The 19548-nt window shown below is 68.1% G+C and carries 11 protein-coding genes and 6 pseudogenes; 13 read left to right on the plus strand and 4 right to left on the minus strand.

Going from position 1 to position 19548, the window contains the following annotated elements; all coding sequences use genetic code 11:
- Positions 1–6 precede the first annotated feature (6 nt).
- Positions 7–767, minus strand: a pseudogene (locus tag ACFJGX_RS14035) (3-hydroxyacyl-CoA dehydrogenase).
- Positions 768–907: 140 nt separating this feature from the next.
- Here ACFJGX_RS14035 and ppk2 point away from each other — a divergent pair.
- Positions 908–1815 (plus strand): annotated as a pseudogene (gene ppk2 / locus ACFJGX_RS14040) (polyphosphate kinase 2).
- A 154-nt stretch (positions 1816–1969) separates the two neighbouring features.
- Here ppk2 and ACFJGX_RS14045 read toward each other — a convergent pair.
- Positions 1970–3027 (minus strand): annotated as a pseudogene (locus ACFJGX_RS14045) (extracellular solute-binding protein).
- 139 nt (positions 3028–3166) lie between these two features.
- Between ACFJGX_RS14045 and ACFJGX_RS14050 the strand changes: the two are divergent.
- The gene (locus ACFJGX_RS14050) at positions 3167–4084 is read left to right on the plus strand and encodes a patatin-like phospholipase family protein (protein WP_382326397.1); all 918 of its coding nucleotides are present in this window, start codon (positions 3167–3169) and stop codon (positions 4082–4084) included.
- Positions 4085–4287: 203 nt separating this feature from the next.
- Here ACFJGX_RS14050 and ACFJGX_RS14055 read toward each other — a convergent pair whose 3' ends face one another.
- On the minus strand, positions 4288–4830 hold the full coding sequence (locus ACFJGX_RS14055; protein WP_204733310.1) for a phasin family protein: 543 nt from the start codon (positions 4828–4830) through the stop codon (positions 4288–4290).
- 265 nt (positions 4831–5095) lie between these two features.
- On the opposite strand from ACFJGX_RS14055, the gene ACFJGX_RS14060 reads away from it, so the two are divergent.
- The 8 genes and pseudogenes from ACFJGX_RS14060 to ACFJGX_RS14095 all read left to right on the plus strand — a co-directional run bounded on the left by ACFJGX_RS14060 (position 5096) and on the right by ACFJGX_RS14095 (position 12684).
- Positions 5096–6073, plus strand: a complete 978-nt coding sequence (locus ACFJGX_RS14060) for a histone deacetylase (protein WP_382320569.1) — start codon at positions 5096–5098, stop codon at positions 6071–6073.
- On the plus strand, positions 6070–6522 hold the full coding sequence (locus ACFJGX_RS14065; protein WP_291116178.1) for a thioesterase family protein: 453 nt from the start codon (positions 6070–6072) through the stop codon (positions 6520–6522). Before ACFJGX_RS14060 ends, ACFJGX_RS14065 begins: the two co-directional genes overlap by 4 nt.
- On the plus strand, positions 6519–7241 hold the full coding sequence (locus tag ACFJGX_RS14070) for a nitroreductase (RefSeq protein WP_382320567.1): 723 nt from the start codon (positions 6519–6521) through the stop codon (positions 7239–7241). Before ACFJGX_RS14065 ends, ACFJGX_RS14070 begins: the two co-directional genes overlap by 4 nt.
- 35 nt (positions 7242–7276) lie before the next feature.
- Entirely contained in the window at positions 7277–7624 is a 348-nt protein-coding gene (locus ACFJGX_RS14075) for an FKBP-type peptidyl-prolyl cis-trans isomerase (RefSeq protein WP_066271574.1), read from the plus strand.
- A 61-nt stretch (positions 7625–7685) separates the two neighbouring features.
- Complete coding sequence (locus tag ACFJGX_RS14080) at positions 7686–9098, plus strand: sodium:proton antiporter (RefSeq protein WP_382320565.1); 1413 nt, start codon at positions 7686–7688, stop codon at positions 9096–9098.
- A gap of 22 nt (positions 9099–9120) precedes the next feature.
- Positions 9121–10111, plus strand: a pseudogene (locus ACFJGX_RS14085) (2-hydroxyacid dehydrogenase).
- An 8-nt stretch (positions 10112–10119) separates the two neighbouring features.
- Positions 10120–11509: pseudogene (locus ACFJGX_RS14090) on the plus strand (DNA recombination protein RmuC).
- A 62-nt stretch (positions 11510–11571) separates the two neighbouring features.
- Positions 11572–12684: an MFS transporter gene (locus ACFJGX_RS14095; RefSeq protein WP_382328702.1), complete on the plus strand. Its 1113-nt coding sequence runs from the start codon at positions 11572–11574 to the stop codon at positions 12682–12684.
- Here the strand turns inward: ACFJGX_RS14095 and ACFJGX_RS14100 are convergent.
- The gene (locus tag ACFJGX_RS14100) at positions 12681–13340 is read right to left on the minus strand and encodes a TetR family transcriptional regulator (RefSeq protein ID WP_382326399.1); all 660 of its coding nucleotides are present in this window, start codon (positions 13338–13340) and stop codon (positions 12681–12683) included. The genes ACFJGX_RS14095 and ACFJGX_RS14100 overlap by 4 nt on opposite strands.
- 177 nt (positions 13341–13517) lie before the next feature.
- Between ACFJGX_RS14100 and ACFJGX_RS14105 the strand changes: the two genes are divergently transcribed.
- The 3 genes and pseudogenes from ACFJGX_RS14105 (at position 13518) to ACFJGX_RS14115 (ending at position 19510) form a co-directional block, all read left to right on the plus strand.
- Positions 13518–14789 carry an efflux RND transporter periplasmic adaptor subunit gene (locus ACFJGX_RS14105; RefSeq protein ID WP_382320558.1) on the plus strand — a complete coding sequence of 424 codons (1272 nt, stop codon included), beginning with the start codon at positions 13518–13520 and terminating at the stop codon, positions 14787–14789.
- Between the two features lie 12 nt (positions 14790–14801).
- Positions 14802–17966 carry an efflux RND transporter permease subunit gene (locus ACFJGX_RS14110; protein ID WP_382320556.1) on the plus strand — a complete coding sequence of 1055 codons (3165 nt, stop codon included), beginning with the start codon at positions 14802–14804 and terminating at the stop codon, positions 17964–17966.
- Positions 17967–18111: 145 nt separating this feature from the next.
- A pseudogene (locus ACFJGX_RS14115) lies at positions 18112–19510 on the plus strand (efflux transporter outer membrane subunit).
- Positions 19511–19548: the final 38 nt, after the last annotated feature.

Genomic DNA, 19548 nt, shown 5'->3' on the forward strand with positions numbered 1-19548 from the left:
TCGGGATTACTTCGGTGCCAGGCGGATCGCGCCATCCAGGCGGATCACCTCGCCGTTGAGCATGTCGTTCTCGAAGATGTGTTTTGGCCAGCTTGGCGTAGTCCTCCGGGGTGCCCAGGCGGCTCGGGAAGGGCACGCCGGCGGCCAGCGCGTCCTGCACTTCCTTGGGCATGCCGAAGAGCATGGGTGTGCCGAAGATGCCGGGGGCGATGGTCATGTTGCGGACGCCGTTGCGCGCCAGGTCGCGCGCGATCGGCAGCGTCATGCCGACGATGCCGCCCTTGGACGCCGCGTAGGCCGCCTGGCCGATCTGGCCGTCGTAGGCCGCCACGCTGGCGGTGGAGATCATCACGCCGCGCTCGCCGGTGGCCTCGGGCTCGTTCTTGCACATGGCCTCGGCGGCCAGGCGGATCATGTTGAAGCTGCCCACCAGGTTGACCATGATGGTCTTGGTGTAAACGCCCAGGTTGTGCGCACCGTTCTTGCCCACGGTCTTCTCGGCCGGGGCGATGCCGGCACAGTTCACCAGGCCCATGAGCTTGCCCAGGGACAGGGCCTTGCGCCACCACCGCCTGGCCGTCGGCCTCGTTGCTCACGTCGCACTTCACGAACGCGCCGCCAATCTCCTTGGCCACGGCTTCGCCCTTGTCGGCCTGCATGTCGGCGATCACGACCTTGCCGCCGTTGGCCGCCAGCATGCGCGCCGTGCCTTCGCCCAGCCCCGATGCGCCGCCGGTGACGATGAATACCTTGCCTTGAATGTCCATGGGTGTGCTCCTGTGTGATGAGAGGGGATGTGACGTTGACGTAAACGTCAATTCGACCCGGATTATGCGACATGCCCGTGTCACGCCCTTGTCACGCGGGTGCCCTAGTCTGGGCACTTTGTTTCCATCATGGAGCCCACATGTTTGACAGCCAGGACGAGCTGATGCGCCGCATCCACACCGACCTCATGGACGGTTACGACGAAGAGCTGGAGATGGAGCTCGAGGACCGCGTGCTGGACCAGGCCCTGGACGCCGATGAAGAGGCCAAACACAAGGAAGCGCGCCGCACCTACTTCCGCGAGCTGTTCCGGCTGCAGGCCGAACTCGTGAAGCTGCAGGACTGGGTGGTCGCACCGGGCACAAGGTGGTGATCGTGTTCGAGGGCCGCGACGCGGCCGGCAAGGGCGGGGCGATCAAGCGCATCACCCAGCGCCTGAACCCGCGCGTGTGCCGCGTGGCCGCGCTGCCCGCGCCCAACGACCGCGAGCGCACGCAGTGGTACTTCCAGCGCTACGCCGCGCACCTGCCCGCCGCGGGCGAGATGGTGCTGTTCGACCGCAGCTGGTACAACCGCGCGGGCGTGGAGCGCGTCATGGGCTTCTGCAGCGACGAGCAATACGAAGAGTTCTTCCGCTCGGTGCCCGAGTTCGAGAAGATGCTGGTGCGCTCGGGCATCCAGCTCATCAAATACTGGTTCTCGATCTCGGACGAAGAACAGCACCTGCGCTTCCTGGGCCGCATCCACGACCCGCTCAAGCAGTGGAAGCTCAGCCCCATGGACCTGGAGAGCCGCCGCCGCTGGGAGCTCTACACCCAGGCCAAGGAAGTGATGCTGGAACGCACCCACATCCCCGAATCGCCCTGGTGGGTGGTGCAGGCCGACGACAAGAAAAAGGCCCGCCTCAACTGCATCCACCACCTGCTGCGGCAGATGCCCTACGGCGAAGTGGAGCGCGCCACCATCACGCTGCCCGACCGCGTGCGCCACGAAGGCTACCGGCGCCACCAGGTGCCCGGCGAGATCTACGTTCCTCAGGTGTACTGACCGCCACAAAAAAGAAAAAGCCCCCATGCATTCACACGGGGGCTTTTTTCTTTAGCCGAAGCGCCTCAAGTCCAGAACATCGCGGATCCGGCTTCGCCGGTCCGCAGATGTTGCCCCCTTGAGGGGGTCGCGCGAAGCGCGGCGGGGGGTGTTCTTACTTATAGCCCACGCGGTCCAGCATTTGCTGCACCTTGGTCATGTTCTTCGCCACCACGCCCAGCGGCACGGTCTCGGCCTTGAAGCTGTCGCCGCCCATGGCCTTGATGGCCGGGTTGTCGACCTTCAGGCCCTTGACGGTGGGGAACTCGTTGTTGCCGTTGGCGAAGTAGTCCTGGGCGTAGGGGCTGGACAGGAACTCCATGAAGGTGATCGCGTTGTCGCGGTTCTTGGCGTGCTTGCGCAACGCCCGCACCGGCGATGTTCACGTGGGTGCCGCTGGTGGCCTGGTTGGGGAACATGACCTTCACCTTGCTCATCACGGCCTTGTCTTCCGCCTTGTCGGACTTGATCAGGCGCGCCACGTAGTAGGTGTTGGTCAAGGCCACGCCGCATTCGCCCGAGGCCACGCCCTTGATCTGGTCGGTGTCACCGCCCTTGGGCGCACGCGCCATGTTGTCCACCACGCCCTTGAGCCAGGCTTCGCCCTTCTGGTCGCCCAGGTGTTCGACGATGGTGGAGAACAGCGAGAGGTTGTAGGGGTGCGAGCCCGAGCGCGTGCAGACCAGGCCCTTGAGCTTGGGGTCGGCGAGCTGTTCGTAGGTCGGCGGCGTCTTCGGCCTTCACGCGGGCCGGGTCGTACACGATCACGCGGGCGCGGGTGGAAAAGCCGGTCCAGGTCACGCCGTCGGCGGTGGCGCTGGCGCGCAGGTTGGCGGGAATGGCGGCGTCGAGCTTGGCCGACTTGATCGGCTGGAACAGGCCCTGGGTGTCGGCCACGGCCAGGCGGGCGGCGTCCACCAGCATGATCACATCGGCGGGGGAGGCCGCGCCCTCGGCGCGCAGGCGGGCGATGATGCCGGCGTCGTCCGCGTCCACGCGGTTGATCTTGATGCCGGTGGTCTTGGTGAAGGTCTCGTACATGGCCTCGTCGGTCTGGTAGTGACGGGCGGAATACAGGTTGAGCACCTTGTCCTGGGCCTGGATCTGGGTATGGGCGCCCAGCGCGGCGGCCATGGCGATGGCCATCATGGCGAGTTTGGGAAGTCGGGTCATGACGCGGTCCTTGGAGGTGGTTTGAAACGGAGCAGAGGAGGGGGACGCCCCGTCGATCGGATCGGTGGGCGAGGGGATAATTCCGCCGAGCATGCTAGCACGAACGAGAATGGTTCTTATCAAAAACTTACGCCCCAACTTGCCGCGAACCGCCTGGATTCTGGCCGCCGTCCTGCTGATCGCGGGCTGCTCCAGCGGTCCACGCCGGCTGCCGGAGACCCCCCCGGTTGCCACCGTTCCCCCAACCCCTGAGGTACCCACGCGCGCGCCCCGCCTGGGGCTGGCGCTCGGTGGTGGCGCCGCGCGCGGGTTCGCCCATGTGGGCGTCATCCAGGTGCTGGAGCAGAACGGCATCCGCCCCGATCTGGTGGTGGGCACCTCCGCCGGCAGCATGGTGGCCGCGATGTACGCCAGCGGCAAGACCGCCGCCGAGCTGGAGGCCACGGCCCTCAGCATGGAAGAGGCCACCTTGACCGACTGGTCCCTGCCCATCATGGGCCGGGGCATGCTGCGCGGCGAGGCGCTCACGCGCTACGTGCGCCAAGCCGTGGGCGGCAAGCTGCTGGAGAACATGTCCATTCCCCTGGGTGTGCTGGCCACCGACCTGGCGACCGGGCAGGGCGTGCTGTTCCGCCGGGGCGACGCGGCTCAGGCCGTGCGCGCCTCCAGCGCCGTGCCGGGCGTGTTCGCACCGGTGAACATCACCGGGCGCGACTATGTGGACGGCGGCCTGGTGGCGCCGGTGCCGGTGCGCTACGCCCGCGACATGGGCGCCGAGGTGGTGCTGGCGGTGGACATCTCGAGCGCGCCCGAGGGCAATTCGGCGGTCGGCAGCGTGCAGGTGCTGCTGCAGACCTTCGCCATCATGGGGCAAAGCATCAACCGCCACGAACTGGCGGGGGCCGACGTGGTGCTGCGCCCCGCGCTGGTGGGCGTGGGCAGCGCGGACTTCACGGCGCGGCTGCGCGCCATCGAAGCGGGCCGGGCCGCGATGCAGGCGGCCTTGCCGCAGCTGCGCACCCAGCTGGCCCGGCGCCTGCCGGCCAACCGGCCATAAAAAAAGCCCTCACCTTGCAGTGAGGGCTTAAGGGGTCCGATGAAATCGAATTTCGAAAAGGACCCGAGGAGACAACCAGAAAAACAGACTTGAGATTCAAGCGCTGCCTTTGAGGGGTAGCGCGCCGTGACTTGATACTAGAGGGGCCTTTTTGACGTGTGTCAAGCGGGCCGATCAACGGCACGATCGCGGTGCTGTGCTGCTTAGCGCTTCTTGGCGGCCGTCTTGGTCGCGTTCACGGCCGAGGCGGTCACGGTGTTGAAGTTGGCTTCGGCCATTTCGGTGGCTTGCTTGACGGCCTTCTGGACCGATTCCATGGCGTTGTTGGCGGCGGAAACGGCGCTCTTCATCACGGCCACGGCGGTTTCGGAACCGGCGGGAGCGTTCTTGGCGGCGTTGTCCACGACAGCCAGGAACTTCTTCTGGGTGTCGCTGGCTTGGGCTTCAGCGGCCTTGCCGAACTCGGCGCCGGTGCCGGCGGCGATGTCGTACAGGTGGCGGCTGTAGGCCACGGTCTTCTCGGCCAGGGGCTGCATCAGGTTGGCTTGCAGGGACAGCAGTTCCTGCGCGTCCTTCACGCTCAGCAGGGCCTGGGCGCTGTTGGCGGATTCGGACAGGGCAGCCTTGGTGGCTTGCACGTTCAGATCGACCAGCTTTTCCACGCCTTCGAAGGCTTTCTGGGTCAGGCCGAAAAGGGTCTCGATGTTGGCTTTCTGGGCGGCAACGATTTGTTCAGCGGTCAACATATTCATACTCCTAAACTTTGTAAAACAAGGGCTTAGTTGAAGGCTGCTGAGAACACCGCGCTGTCGGGACGCTGTTGTTTTCGTTCGCTTTGCTGCACTGCAACATGACTCGAATTATAGGGAGATGCCGCGGACGTGCAAGCTCTTTTTGTTGCGCCGCAGCATTCTAGATGCGGTGTTCTAAAAGTCGGTGGTGGCACTGCGGCATCGTCCTGCGCCCACAATGGCCCGGCCCGACCGAATCCCTCGCCCCGATCTCCCTTCCGTGCACGCCTACTACGCCGACCACTTTGTCCTGCCGCTGCCCAGCGGGCACCGCTTTCCCATGGGGAAATACGCGCGCCTGCGCGAGCGGCTGGTGGCCGAGCTGCCCGAGGTGCAGATGCTCGAGGCCTTGCCCGCGAGCCGCGGCGAGCTGGCCCTGGTGCACACCCCGGCGTACATCGAGGCCGTGGCCAGCGGCACGCTGAGCCCGGCGGCGCAGCGCGAGATCGGTTTTCCCTGGAGCCCGGCCATGGCCGAACGGGCGCGCCGCTCGGTGGGCGCCACCCTGCAGGCCTGCCGCAGCGCCCTGGGCGGTGCCGGGCTGGCCGCGAACCTGGCCGGCGGCACGCACCACGCCTATGCCGACAAGGGCAGTGGCTTCTGCGTGTTCAACGACTTCGCCGTGGCGGCCCGCCTGATGCAGGCCGAGCACGCGCGGCTGAACCGCGCCCGGGGACCGCTGCGGGTCGCGATCATCGACCTCGACGTGCACCAGGGCAATGGCACGGCGTCCATCTTCGCCAACGACGCGTCGGTGTTCACACTGTCGCTGCACGGCGCGAGGAATTTCCCCTTCCGCAAGGAGCCCAGCGACCTCGACGTCGAGCTGCCCGATGGCTGCGACGACGATACCTACAGGGACGCGCTGGAGCGGGCGCTGGGTGAGCTGGAGCGCCGCTTCGACCCGGGCCTGGTGCTGTACCTGGCGGGAGCGGACCCGCACGAGGGCGACCGGCTCGGGCGCCTCAAGCTCAGCTTCGATGGCCTGGAGGCGCGCGACCGCCGGGTGATGGACTGGGCCTGGCAGAAGCGCCTGCCGCTGGCCATCGCCATGGGCGGTGGCTACGGCCACGACCTGGAGGCCACGGTGCAGGTGCAGGTCAACACCTACCGCACCGCGCTGCAGTACCGGCAGCGCTGGCGCGGCTGGGCGGCGGCGGTTGCCGGATCAACCCACTGGCACAATGCCCCGGCATGAGCACCGCCAGCAGCCCACCTCCGCGTCCGCAAGCCTTGCCCCGCAGCGCCTACCGGGTGTTCCGGCCCATCGGCACACGCTGGAGCGACAACGACATCTATGGCCATGTGAACAACGTGGTGTACTACAGTTGGTTCGACACGGCGGTCAATGCGCACCTGATCGAGCAGGGCGCGCTCGACATCCATGGCGGCGAGGTGATCGGCCTGGTGATCGAGACCCAGTGCAACTACTTCGCGCCGCTGGCGTTTCCCCAGACCGTGTGGGCCGGCCTGCGCGTGGCGCACCTGGGCAGTTCCAGCGTGCGCTACGAAGTGGGCCTGTTCGCCGACGGTGAAGAGACCGCCGCGGCCTGCGGGCACTTCGTCCACGTGTACGTGAACCGCGAAACCCGCCGCCCCGTGCCGCTGCCCGACATCCTCAAGAAGACTTTGGAGACCCTGCGATGAGCCAGAACCCCGCGTCGCCCCTGATCGATGCCGCCAGCGTCGATGCCGCGATCAACAGCCGCATGTCCACCCGGGCCTTCCTGCCCGACCCGGTGCCGCGCGAGACCATCGAGCACCTGCTGCGGCTGGCCAGCCGCTCGCCTTCGGGCACCAACACCCAGCCCTGGAAGGTGTACGTGCTGCAGGGCGCCAGCCGCGACAGCCTGGTGGAGAAGGTCTGCGCCGCGCACGACGCGCTGCGCGCCGATCCGGCGCTGGCCGCCGAGTACCGCGAGGAGTACGACTACTACCCCGAGAAATGGGTCAGCCCCTACATCGACCGCCGCCGCGAGAACGGTTGGGGCCTGTACGGCCTGCTCGGCATCACCAAAGGCGACAAGGACAAGATGCACGCGCAGCACCAGCGCAATTTCCGCCTGTTCGACGCCCCGGTGGGCCTCATGTTCACGGTGGACCGCATCATGGGCCGGGGCTCGCTGGTGGACTACGGCATGTTCCTGCAGACGCTCATGATCGCCGCGCGCGGCCACGGCCTGCACACCTGCCCGCAGGCCGCCTGGAACGGCTTCGCGAAGATCATCCTGCCGCACATCGGTGCCGGCGACAACGAAATGCTGGTGTGTGGCATGGCCCTGGGCTACGCCGACCCCAGCCACCTGGTCAACGGCTTCCACACACCGCGCGAGCCGGTCGAGAGCTTCACCCACTGGCTGGAATAATCGCCGGTTCCACTTTTCATTCCAAAGGACACAACATGATCACCACCCCCAGCGGCCTGCAGTACGAAGACACCGTGGTCGGCAACGGCGAAGTGGCCCAGGCCGGCCGTCCCGTGCAAGTGCACTACACCGGCTGGCTCTACAACGATGGCGTGCAGGGCTCCAAGTTCGATTCGAGCAAGGACCGCGGCCAGCCGTTCGAATTCCCGCTCGGCGCCGGCCACGTCATCAAGGGCTGGGACGAGGGCGTGCAGGGCATGGCCGTGGGCGGCACGCGCCGCTTGGTCATTCCGGCCGCGCTCGGCTACGGCGCGCGCGGTGCCGGCGGCGTGATCCCGCCCAACGCCACGCTGCTGTTCGAAGTGGACCTGCTGGCCGTCTGACGGCATGCCGGCGCTCTGATGGGCGCCCTACCGCGCCCAGCGAAGGCGCTTCGGAGACAACATGACATCACCCACCCTGCGCCGGTTGTGCCTGGCGGCCACCCTGCTGCCCGGCCTGGCCCGGGCAGCAGATCTCGACGGCAGCCAGCTGTCCGTGTGGTGGGGCGTGCCGTTCGCGGGCGTCCTGCTCTCCATTGCCCTGATGCCCCTGCTGGCACCGGCTTTCTGGCACCACCACTTCGGCAAGGTGTCGGCCGCCTGGGCGCTGGCCTTTCTCGTGCCGTTCGCGATCGTGGCGGGTCCGGGCCTGGCAGGGACCAGCGTCGTGCACGCGCTGCTGGCCGAGTACATCCCGTTCATCGTGCTGCTGACCGCGCTGTTCACGGTGGCCGGCGGCATTTTCGTGCGGGGCAACCTGCATGGCAGCCCGGGCCTGAACACCGGCCTGCTGGCCATCGGCGCGGTGCTCGCCAGCTTCATGGGCACCACCGGCGCGTCGATGCTGCTGATCCGCCCGCTGATCCGCGCCAACGACAACCGCAAGCACCAGGTGCACGTGGTGGTGTTCTTCATCTTCATCGTCTCCAATGCGGGCGGCTCGCTCACGCCGCTGGGCGACCCGCCCCTGTTCCTGGGCTTCCTCAAGGGCATCGATTTCTTCTGGACCATGGCTCACCTGTGGATGGAAACCGTGGCGCTCATCGGCGCGCTGCTGGTGATCTTCTACGCCATCGACTGGTGGTACTACCACCGCCGCGAAGAGCTCCAGCCGCAGGACCCCACGCCGGACACCGCGCGCCTGGGTTTCGACGGCGGCTTCAACTTCGCGCTGCTGGGTGTGGTCGTGGCGCTCGTGCTCATGAGCGGCCTGTGGAAGTCGCCCGTGGTGTTCCACATCGCGGGCACCGACGTCGGCCTGCCGGGCCTGTTGCGCGACATCGGGCTGATCGTGGTCACGCTCATCTCGCTCAAGCTCACACCGTCCAGCGTGCACGAGAGCAACCAGTTCGCCTGGGGGCCGATGCAGGAGGTGGCCAAGCTGTTCGCCGCGATCTTCCTCACCATCATCCCGGTGATCGCCATGCTCAAGGCCGGTGTCGACGGCCCGTTCGGCGCGGTGGTCAGGGCCGTGACGAATGCGGACGGCTCGCCCAACCCGGCCATGTACTTCTGGGCCACCGGCGCCCTGAGTTCCTTCCTCGACAACGCACCCACCTACCTGGTGTTCTTCAACACGGCCGGCGGCGATCCGCAGGCGCTGATGACCACCATGGCGCCCACGCTGGTGGCCATCTCCGCCGGTGCCGTGTTCATGGGCGCCAACACCTACATCGGCAACGCGCCCAACCTGATGGTCAAGGCGATCGCCGAAGACCGCGGCATCCGCATGCCCAGCTTTTTCGGTTACATGCTCTGGTCGGTCGGCATCCTGGTGCCGCTGTTCGCGCTGATGACCTGGATCTGGTTTGTCTGACCCCTTGAAGGAACCTCCCGCCATGACCTCCCGCCCCGCCATCTTCGTTGCCCGCCAAGTCTTCCCCGAGGTGGTGGACAAGCTGCGGCAGCACTTCGATGTGGACACCAATGAGGACGACGCACCGCTGGCGCCGGCCCAGCTGATCGAGCGCCTGCAGGGCAAGGTGGGCGTGATCACCACCGGCAGCGAGCGCGTGGACGCGGCCCTGATCGCGGCCTGCCCGCAACTCAGGATCGTGGCGAACATCGCCGTGGGCTACAACAACTTCGACCTGCCGGCCATCACCGCCGCGGGCGTGCTGGCGAGCAACACGCCCGACGTGCTGACCGAAACCACCGCCGACTTCGGCTTCGCGCTGCTGCTGCGCAACGGCCCGCCGCCTCACCGAGAGCGAGCATTTCCTGCGCGCCGGCCAGTGGAACCGCTGGGCGCTGGACATGTTCGCGGGCGCCGAAGTGCATGGCAGCACGCTGGGCATCCTCGGCATGGGCCGCATCGGCCAGGCCATCGCGCGGCGCGGCGCGCACGGCTTCGGCATGAAGGTGATCTACCACAACCGTTCGCGGCTCGACGCGGCGACGGAAGCCGAATGCAAGGCCAGCTACGTGAGCAAGGAAGAGCTGCTCAAGACGGCCGACCACCTCATCCTCGTGCTGCCCTATAGCGCCTCGTCGCACCACGCCATCGGCGCGGCCGAGATCGCGCAGATGAAGCCCACGGCGACGCTGGTCAACATCGCGCGCGGCGGCATCGTGGACGACGCGGCGCTGGCCGTGGCGCTGCGCGAGAAGCGCATCGCCGCCGCCGGGCTGGATGTGTACGAGGGCGAGCCCAAGGTGCACCCCGACCTGCTCACCGTGCCCAACATCGTGCTCACGCCGCACATCGCCAGCGCCACCATCACCACCCGCAAGGCGATGGCCCACCTGGCGGCCGACAACGTCATCGCCTACCTCACGCAGGGCAAGACCCTCACGCCGCTCAACCCGGAAGTGGCGGGCCAGCGTTGAACGACACGATGAGCAACGACCTGCTTCTCTGGCTGCTGCTGATCGGGGTGGCGCTCAACCTCGCGCTCGGCCTGTGGCTGCTGCTGCGCCGTGCGCCGGTGGATGCCCAGGAGCTCGCGCACCGAGAGCGCCTGCTCGACCAGGTGCAGCAGCAAGGGCAGCAGGTGGGCCAGCGCGTGGAGCGGGTGGAAAGCGAACTGCGGCGCGAGATCAGCGAGCAGTCGCGTGGCGGGCGCCAGGAAATGCAGCAGACCCTGCGCAACCTTCCAGGAAACGCTGTCGCGCCAGGAGGCCGAGGCCACGCGCACGCAGAACGCCCAGCTCGACGCCTTCGCCCTGCAACTCGTGCAGTTGCGCGGCACGCTGGGCGACACGCTCACGCGCCAGCTGCAGGACATGAGCGAAGGCAACGCGCGGCGCCTGGCCGAGATCCGCACCACGCTGGACGCGCAGCTCGCGCAACTGCAGCAGAACAACGCCGCCAAGCTCGATGAGATGCGCGCCACGGTCGATGAGAAACTGCAGAGCACGCTGCAGGCGCGTCTGGGCGAGAGCTTCAAGCAGGTGGCCGACCGCCTGGAGCAGGTGCACAAGGGCCTGGGCGAAATGCAGACGCTGGCGCAGGGCGTGGGCGACCTCAAGCACCTGCTGACCAACGTGAAGACGCGCGGCATGTTCGGCGAAGCCCAGCTGGCCGCGTTGCTCGAACAGGTGTTCGCGCCCGACCAGTACGCCGTGCAGGTGATGACCAAGCCGGGCAGCCGCTTCACGGTGGACTTCGCGATCAAGATGCCCGGCCGCAGCGAAGATGGCGCGCCTTGCTGGCTGCCCATCGACGCCAAATTCCCCAACGAGGACTACGAGCGCCTGCTCGATGCGCAGCAGCGCGCCGACGTCGAAGGCGCCGACCTGGCCGCGCGTGGGCTGGAGCAGCGCATCCGGCTCGAAGCGAAGTCCATGGCCGACAAGTACCTGCAGCCGCCGCACACGACCGACTTCGCCATTCTGTTCCTGCCCACCGAAGGCCTGTACGCCGAGGTGTTGCGCCGACCGGGGCTGATGGAAGTGCTGCAGCGCGAGCACCGCGTGACCCTGGCCGGGCCCACCACGCTCATGGCGATGCTCAACTCGCTGCAGATGGGCTTTCGCACGCTGGCGCTGGAAAAGCGCTCCAGCGAAGTCTGGCAGGTGCTGGGCGCGGTCAAGACCGAGTTCGGCAAGTTCGGCGACGTGCTCGCGCGCGTGAAGAGCCAGACGCAGACCGTGCTCAACACGCTGGACAGTGCCGAGACGCGCAGCCGCGCCATGGGCCGCGCGCTCAAGGCGGTGGAAGCCCTGCCGCAGGACCAGGCCAGCGCGCTGCTGCCGCTGGACCCCACCGACAACGGAGACGCTTGAACCCCCAGCTCCGATCCGTCCTCTGGCGCCTCATCGCGGCGCAGATCTGCCTGCATGCCTGCATGACAGGGTTTCGCATGGCCGCGCCGCTCATGGCGCTGCGCGAGGGCTACAGCCCGGCCGCGGTGGGCATGCTGCTGGCCCTGTTCGCGCTGGCGCCCGTCTTCATGGCCTTGCCCGCCGGCCGCTACGCCGACCGGCGTGGCCTGCGCAAACCGGTGATGCTTTCGGTGGCCGTGGCCTCGGCCGGCGCGGCGCTGGCGGTGGCCTTTCCGGTGTTCCCGGTGCTGTGCCTGACCGCGCTGACCTGCGGCGCGGCCACGGGCATGGCCATGATCGCGCTGCAGCGCCACGTGGGCCGCCTCGCGCACGGCCCGACCGAGCTCAAGCAGGTGTTCAGCTGGATGGCCATCGGCCCTTCGATCTCCAACTTCCTCGGGCCCTTCGCCGCGGGCGTGATGATCGACAGCTTCGGTTTTCGCGCCGCCTTTCTGCTGCTCGCGTTGCTGCCCTCGCTGGCCTGGTATGGCGTGCGGCACACCGTCGAGCACGAGCCGGTGGCGCCCGAGCTGCGCCAGGCCAGCGGCTCGTCGTGGAACCTGTTGAAGGACAAGGGCTTTCGCCAGCTGATGATGATCAACTGGATGCTGTCGTCCTGCTGGGACGTGCACACCTTCCTGGTGCCGGTGCTGGGCCACGAGCGCGGCCTGAGCGCGACCGTGATCGGCACCATCCTCGGCGCTTTCGCCCTGGCCGCCACCGCGATCCGCCTGCTCCTGCCCTGGCTGGCCTCGCACCTGCGCGAGTCGGTGGTGATCGGCACGGCCATGCTGGCCACCGCGCTGCTGTTCGCGGCCTATCCCATGGTGCACGCGGCCTGGGCCATGGGCACGCTCTCGGTGCTGCTGGGTTTCGCACTCGGGTCGGTGCAACCCATGATCATGAGTTCGCTGCACCAGATGACGCCGCACCACCGCCACGGCGAGGCGCTGGGCCTGCGCGCCATTGCCGTCAATGGGTCCAGCGTGGTGATGCCGCTGATGTTCGGCTCGGCCGGCGCCCTGATCGGGGTGGGCGCGGTGTTCTGGCTCGTGGGCGCGGTGGTCGGCCTGGGTTCGCCGCTGGCCTGGCGCCTGCCGGCGCCTTCGGCCGAGGCGCCTCAGCGCATGCCTTAGGCGGGTGCGAGCTTGCGCGGAGCGGCCGCGCGTTGCGGGGCCCGCGCGGCGGGTTGGGTGAAGCCCAGCCCGGCGAGGTACACGTCCATCGTGTCGCGCCCGCTCTTCACGAGATCGAAAGCCTCGGGGTCGAGCAGCCAGTTCTGGATCAACCCGTCGATGATCACGTGCAGGCCGAGCGCGGCGGTGCCCAGCGGGATGTGCAGCTGGATGCCTTCGCGCTGCACCGCCTGCTGCAGGATCTCTTCGGTCATGGCGATGCATTCGTTGCGCACCTGCAGATGGCGGTCGCGCACCGCCTGCATCTCGGCCACGTACTCCACCTTGTGCGTGGCGACCTCAAACACCCGGCGGGTCTGTTCGTCGTTGGCGGTCTGCTGGAGCGCGTTCATGATCGAGTCGCGCAGGGAGAGCAGGGGGTTGGCGGTGGTGTCCGCCGTGCGCGCGGTGCAGGCCAGCGTGCCCTCCAGGGGCATGGTCACGCGCTCCATCATGGCGTTGAACAAGTCGGCCTTGTCCTTGAAGTGCCAGTAGATCGCGCCGCGCGTGGTGCCGGCGGCGGTGGCAATGTCGTTGAGCGAGGTGCGGGAGACGCCTCGCTCCTGAAACAAATGCTCGGCAGCATCCAGCAGGCTGTGGCGGGTGGCGCAGCGCATCGGCTTTGGTGCGTCGAACCATGGTGTGTGTGTCTCCAGAATGGAAGCCCGTGGGGATGGTTAGGACTATACATACATTCTTGTATGTATGTATACTTCGCCGTTTTGCGACAGCACAACCCGTCAGGGTATTCCCTGCCGTTGCGCGCCATCCCTCTTTCATACCCAAGGACTCCCATGCCCGCCTTGAGCCTTATCAAGTCAGTGCCCGTTTCGCGCACCCGGTTCGCCCCCTTGCCCCCGGCCCCGTTGTGGCGTGGCTTGTCCGTCCTCGCGTTGGCCGCGGTGCTGGCCGCCTGCGGCGAATCCGCTCCCCCGCAGGCTGCCGCCCCGGGTGGTGGCATGCCGGCCCCCGAAGTGGGCGTGGTCACGGTCGCCCCCGGCGACGTGGGCCTGACGACCGAACTGCCAGGCCGCCTGGAAGCGTCGCGCGTGGCGCAGGTGCGGGCCCGCGCGGCCGGCATCCTGCAGGAGCGCCTGTTCCGCGAGGGCAGCGACGTGAAGGCAGGCCAGCCCCTGTTCCGCATCGATCCCGCGCCGTACTCGGCCGCCCTGCAAAGCGCCCAGGCCAGCCTGGCGCGCTCGCAAGCCAACCTCACGCAGGCCACGGCGCTGGCCGAGCGCTACGCTCCGCTGGTGAAGGAAAACGCCATCAGCCAGCAGGAATACGCCTCGGCCGTCGCGTCCCAGAAGCAGGCCGAGGCCGACGTCGCGGCCGGCAAGGCGGCCGTGCAGACCGCCAACATCAACCTGGGCTATGCCCGTGTGACGGCGCCCATTTCGGGCCGCATCGGCCGCGCGCTGGTGACCGAAGGTGCGCTGGTCGGGCAGGGCGAGGCCACGCAGCTGGCGGTGATCCAGCAGATCAACCCCATGTACGTGAACTTCACGCAGTCCGCCGCCGAGGTCTTCAAACTGCGCAAGGCCATGGACAACGGCCAGCTCAAGGGCGCGGGCTCGCAAGCCGCTGCCGTGCAGGTGGTGCTGGAAGACGGCACCGTGTACGAACAACCCGGCCGCCTGCTGTTCGCCGACCTGACGGTGGACAGCGCCACCGGCCAGGTGACGCTGCGCGCCGAAGTGCCCAACCCCAAGGGCACGCTGCTGCCGGGCCTGTACGTGCGCGTGCGCCTGGAGCAGGCCAAGGCCGGCAATGCGATCACGCTGCCGCAACAGGCGGTGACGCGCTCGGCTCAAGGCGACACCGTCTCGGTGGTTGGCGCCGACGGCAAGATCGCTCCTCGCCAGGTCAAGGTGGGCGGGCAGCAGAACGGCCAGTGGGTCATCCTCGACGGCTTGAAGGCCGGCGAACAGATCATGGTCGACGGCTTCCAGAAGCTCCAGATGATGCCGCCTGGCACGCCCGTGAAGGCCGTGCCCTGGCAGGCGCCCGGCAGTGCACCGGCCGCCCCGGCGGCCGCGGCCCCGGCGCCCGAGGCCGCGAAGTAAGGAGCGCCCGACATGGCGAAATTCTTCATTGACCGACCCATCTTCGCGTGGGTGATCGCGCTCTTCATCATGGTGATCGGCGGCGTGTCGATCACGCAGCTGCCGATCGCGCAGTACCCGCCGGTGGCCCCGCCGGCCATCGTCATCAACACCGCCTACCCCGGTGCCTCGGCCGCCACGCTGGAAGACAGCGTGCTGTCGGTGATCGAGCGCGAGATGAACGGCGCGCCCGGCCTGATCTACATGGAATCGGTCGCGCAGGCCGATGGCAGCGGCAGCATCACGCTGAGCTTCGAGACCGGCACCGACCCGGAACTGGCGCAGGTGGACGTGCAGAACCGCTTGTCCCGGGCCACGCCGCGCCTGCCGGCGGCGGTGACGCAGCAGGGTGTGCGGGTGGACAAGTCCAACAGCAACTTCCTGCTGTTCGCCATGCTCTCGAGCGACGATCCGGCGCTGGACCCCGTGGCGCTGGGCGACTATGCCGCGCGCAGCGTGGTGCCCGAGCTGCAGCGCCTGCCCGGTGTGGGCCAGGCCCAGCTGTTCGGTTCCGAGCGCGCCATGCGCATCTGGATCGACCCGGCCAAGCTGCTCGGCTTCAATCTGAGCGCGTCCGACGTCAACAACGCCATCCGCGCGCAGAACGCGCAGGTCTCGGCTGGTGAGATCGGTGCGCTGCCCAACGTGGCCGGCCAGAGCATCGCGGCCACCGTGGTGGTCAACGGCCAGCTTGGCAGCGTCGAGCAGTTCGGCAACATCGTGCTGCGCGCCAGCGCCGACGGCGCCACCGTGCGCCTCAAGGACGTGGCCCGCATCGAACTCGGCGGCCAGGCCTACGCCACGTCGGCGCGCCTGAGCGGCAAGCCCGCGGTCGGTGTCGGTGTGCAGCTCTCGCCCAGCGGCAACGCCCTGGCCACGGCCGAGGCGGTGCGCACCAAGATGCACGAACTCGAGCGCTTCTTCCCCACCGGCATGAAATGGTCGATCCCCTACGACAGCTCGCGCTTCGTGAAGATCTCCATCACGCAGGTGGCCCAGACCCTGGGCGAAGCCATGCTGCTGGTGTTCCTGGTGATGTTCCTGTTCCTGCAGAACATCCGCTACACCATCATCCCGACCATCGTCGTGCCGGTGGCCCTGCTGGGCACGTTCGGCGCCTTGCTGGCCATGGGCTTCTCCATCAACGTGCTGACCATGTTCGGCATGGTGCTGGTGATCGGCATCGTGGTGGACGACGCCATCGTGGTGGTGGAGAACGTCGAGCGCATCATGAGCGAGGAGGGGCTGCCGCCCCTGCAGGCAACCCGCAAGGCGATGTCGCAGATCTCCGGCGCCATCGTCGGTGTGACCGTGGTGCTGATCTCGGTGTTCGTGCCGCTGGCGTTCTTCGCTGGCTCGGTGGGCAACATCTACCGCCAGTTCTCGGCGGTGATGGGCGTGTCGATCGCGTTCTCGGCCTTCCTGGCCCTGTCGCTCACGCCCGCGCTGTGCGCGACCCTGCTCAAGCCGGTCGAGGCCGGCCACCACCACGAGAAGACGGGCTTCTTCGGCTGGTTCAACCGCGGCTTCTCTCGCACCGCCAAACGCTACGAACGTGGCGTGGCCGCGCTGCTGCCGCGCGCCGGTCGCACGCTGATCATCTACGTGACCATCATCGCCGCCGCCGCCGTGGTCTACATGCGCCTGCCGACGTCGTTCCTGCCCAATGAAGACCAGGGCACGCTGCTGGTGAACGTGCAGCTGCCGCCGGGCGCCACGCAGGAGCGCACGCTGGATGTGATGAAGCAGGTGGAAGGTTTCATCCTGCAGCAGCCCGAGGTGGAAAGCATGGTCGGCGTGCTGGGCTTCAGCTTCTCCGGTCAGGGGCAGAACGCGGCGCTGGCCTTCGTGACGCTCAAGGACTGGGCCGAGCGCACCGCGCCCGGCAGTTCGGCCGAGGCGGTGGCCGGGCGGGCCTTCGGCGCGCTCTCGAGCATCCGCGACGCGTTCATCTACCCGCTGAGCCCGCCACCCATTCCCGAACTGGGGGCCTCGTCCGGCTTCAGCTTCCGTCTGCAGGACCGGGGCGGTCTGGGCCGCGACGCGCTGATGAGCGCGCGCAACCAGCTGCTGGGCATGGCCTCGCAGAGCAAGGTGATCACCCAGGTGCGCCCGGACGGCCTGGAAGACGCGCCGCAGCTGCAGATCGACATCGACCGCGACAAGGCCAACGCCCTGGGCGTGGGCTTCGACGTGATCAATGCCGCCATCGGCACCTCGCTCGGTTCGAGCTACGTCAACGACTTCCCCAACGCCGGCCGCCTGCAGCGCGTGGTGGTGCAGGCCGACGCGCCCGCCCGCATGCAACCGGAAGACCTGCTGCGCCTGAACGTGGTGAACAACAAGGGCCAGGCGGTGCCGCTGTCGGCCTTCGCCACCACGAAATGGATCACCGGCCCGATGCAGACGGTGCGCTACAACGGCTACCCATCCGTGCGCATCAGCGGCAGCGCCGCCCCCGGCATGAGCACGGGTGCGGCCATCGCCGAGATGGAGAAGCTCGCGGCCCAGTTGCCGCAAGGCATCGGCTACGAGTGGACCGGCCAGACGCGCGAGGAAAAGCTCGCCGGCTCGCAGGCGGTCATCCTGTACGCCTTCGCCATCCTGGCCGTGTTCCTCTGCCTGGCCGCGCTGTACGAGAGCTGGACCATTCCGCTGTCGGTGATTCTGGTGGTGCCGCTGGGCGTGCTCGGGGTGCTGCTGGCGACGTTGATGCGCGACTACTCGAACGACGTGTACTTTCAGGTGGGGCTGATCACCATCATCGGCCTCTCGGCGAAGAACGCGATTCTGATCATCGAGTTCGCCAAGGACCTGCAGGCGCAGGGCAAGAGCGTGATCGCGGCGGCGCTGGAAGCGGCCCACATCCGGTTCCGCCCCATCATCATGACCTCGATGGCCTTCACGCTCGGTGTGCTGCCGCTGGCGATCGCCTCGGGCGCCGGCTCGGCCAGCCAGCGCGCCATCGGCACCGGCGTGATCGGCGGCATGATCACCGGCACCGTGCTGGCGGTGATCTTCGTGCCGATCTTCTTTGTGGTGGTTCGCACCCTGTTCAAGGGCAGCGAACGCCAGCACCAGCGGGATGCCGAACAAGCGGCCGCCCACCATGGCCCAGGAGTGCAAATCGATGTTTAAGAATGCCCACCCCCGCGCCGCCTTCGGCGGCACCCCCTTCAGGGGGCGCACCGTGCGGCCTGGCGAAGCCAGTTCCGCCGATGCCCTGGATGTTTCGCCTCGGCGCTTGTCGCGCCTCGGCTTGACGCTGCTGGCCGTTGCCGCGATGTCGGCTTGTTCGTTCATTCCGAAGTACGAGCGGCCTGAGGCGCCGGTGGCCTCGCAGTTTCCTGGCCCGCAGCCCGCGGCGGCGACCGATGCCAAGTCGGGCGCTGACGTCGCCTGGCGCGAGTTCATCGGTGACGCCAAGCTGCGCGAGCTGATCGCGCTGGCGCTGAAGAACAACCGCGACCTGCGCGTGGCGACGCTCAACATCGAGCAGGTGCGCGCGCAGTACCAGATCCGCCGCGCCGACCAGTTCCCGACCATCGGCCTGGCCGCCACCGGCAACCGCCAGCCCGACGGCAATGGTGGCATCACCAGCGTCTACAGCGTGGGCCTGGCCCTGAGCAGCTGGGAGATCGATTTCTTCGGCCGCCTTGGTGCGTTGAAGGAAGCGGCCCTGGCCCAGTACCTCGCGAGCCAGGAAGCGCGCCACGCCGCGCAGACCAGCCTGGTGGCGGCTGTCGCCAGCACCTGGCTGAGCCTGCAGGCCAACGACGAGCTGCTGGTGCTGACCGAGCGCACCGTGCGCAACGCGCGAGGACTCGTTGCGCCTGAGCAAGCTGCGCTTCGACAACGGCGCCACCTCCGCGCTGGACCTGCGCCAGGCCGAGTCGCTGACCGCCGCGGCCCAGTCCGCGCTGGCGCAGCAGCGCCGCCTGCGCGCGCTGGACATCAACGCCCTCACGCTGCTGGTCGGCCAGGCGCCGCCGGCCGAGCTGCTGCCCGTGCCGCCGACCGTGCCCGCGCAGAGCGCCAATGCCAACGAGGTGGTCGTGCCGACCGCGCCCGTGCCTGCCGCGTCCATGCTGCGCGACGTGCCGGCCGGCCTGCCGTCGGACCTGCTCACGCGCCGCCCGGACATCCGCCAGGCCGAGCAGCAGCTGATCGCCGCCAACGCCAACATCGGCGCCGCGCGCGCCGCGTTCTTCCCGCGCATCTCGCTCACCGCGACGGCGGGCACGGCCAGCAGCAGCCTCTCGGGCCTGTTCAAAGACGGCTCCTGGGGCTTCACGATGGCGCCGCAGGCCTTGCTGCCGATCTTCGATGCGGGGCGCAACCGCGCCAATCTGGACTCGTCCAACGCCGGGCGCGACATCGCGGTGGCCCAGTACGAAAAGGCGATCCAGACCGCGTTCCGCGAAGTGGCCGATGCGCTGGCTGGCAGTGCGACGCTGGGCGACCAGCTCAGCGCGCAGCAGGTGCAGGCCACGGCCGAAGCCGAACGTTTCCGCCTGGCCGAGCTGCGCTACCGCAATGGCGTGGCGAGCTTCCTGGACGTGCTGGACGCACAGCGCTCGCTGTTCGCCACCCAGCAGGCGCTGGCGCAGACGCGCCTGGCACAACAGCAGAACCAGGTGAACCTGTACAAGGCCCTGGGCGGAGGCTGGGGGCCGGAGTAACCCCCTGCGCCGCTGACGCGGCTTCCCCCTGAAAGGGG

Source organism: Hydrogenophaga sp. UC242_50 (assembly GCF_042697355.1).
Lineage (GTDB): Bacteria > Pseudomonadota > Gammaproteobacteria > Burkholderiales > Burkholderiaceae_C > Hydrogenophaga.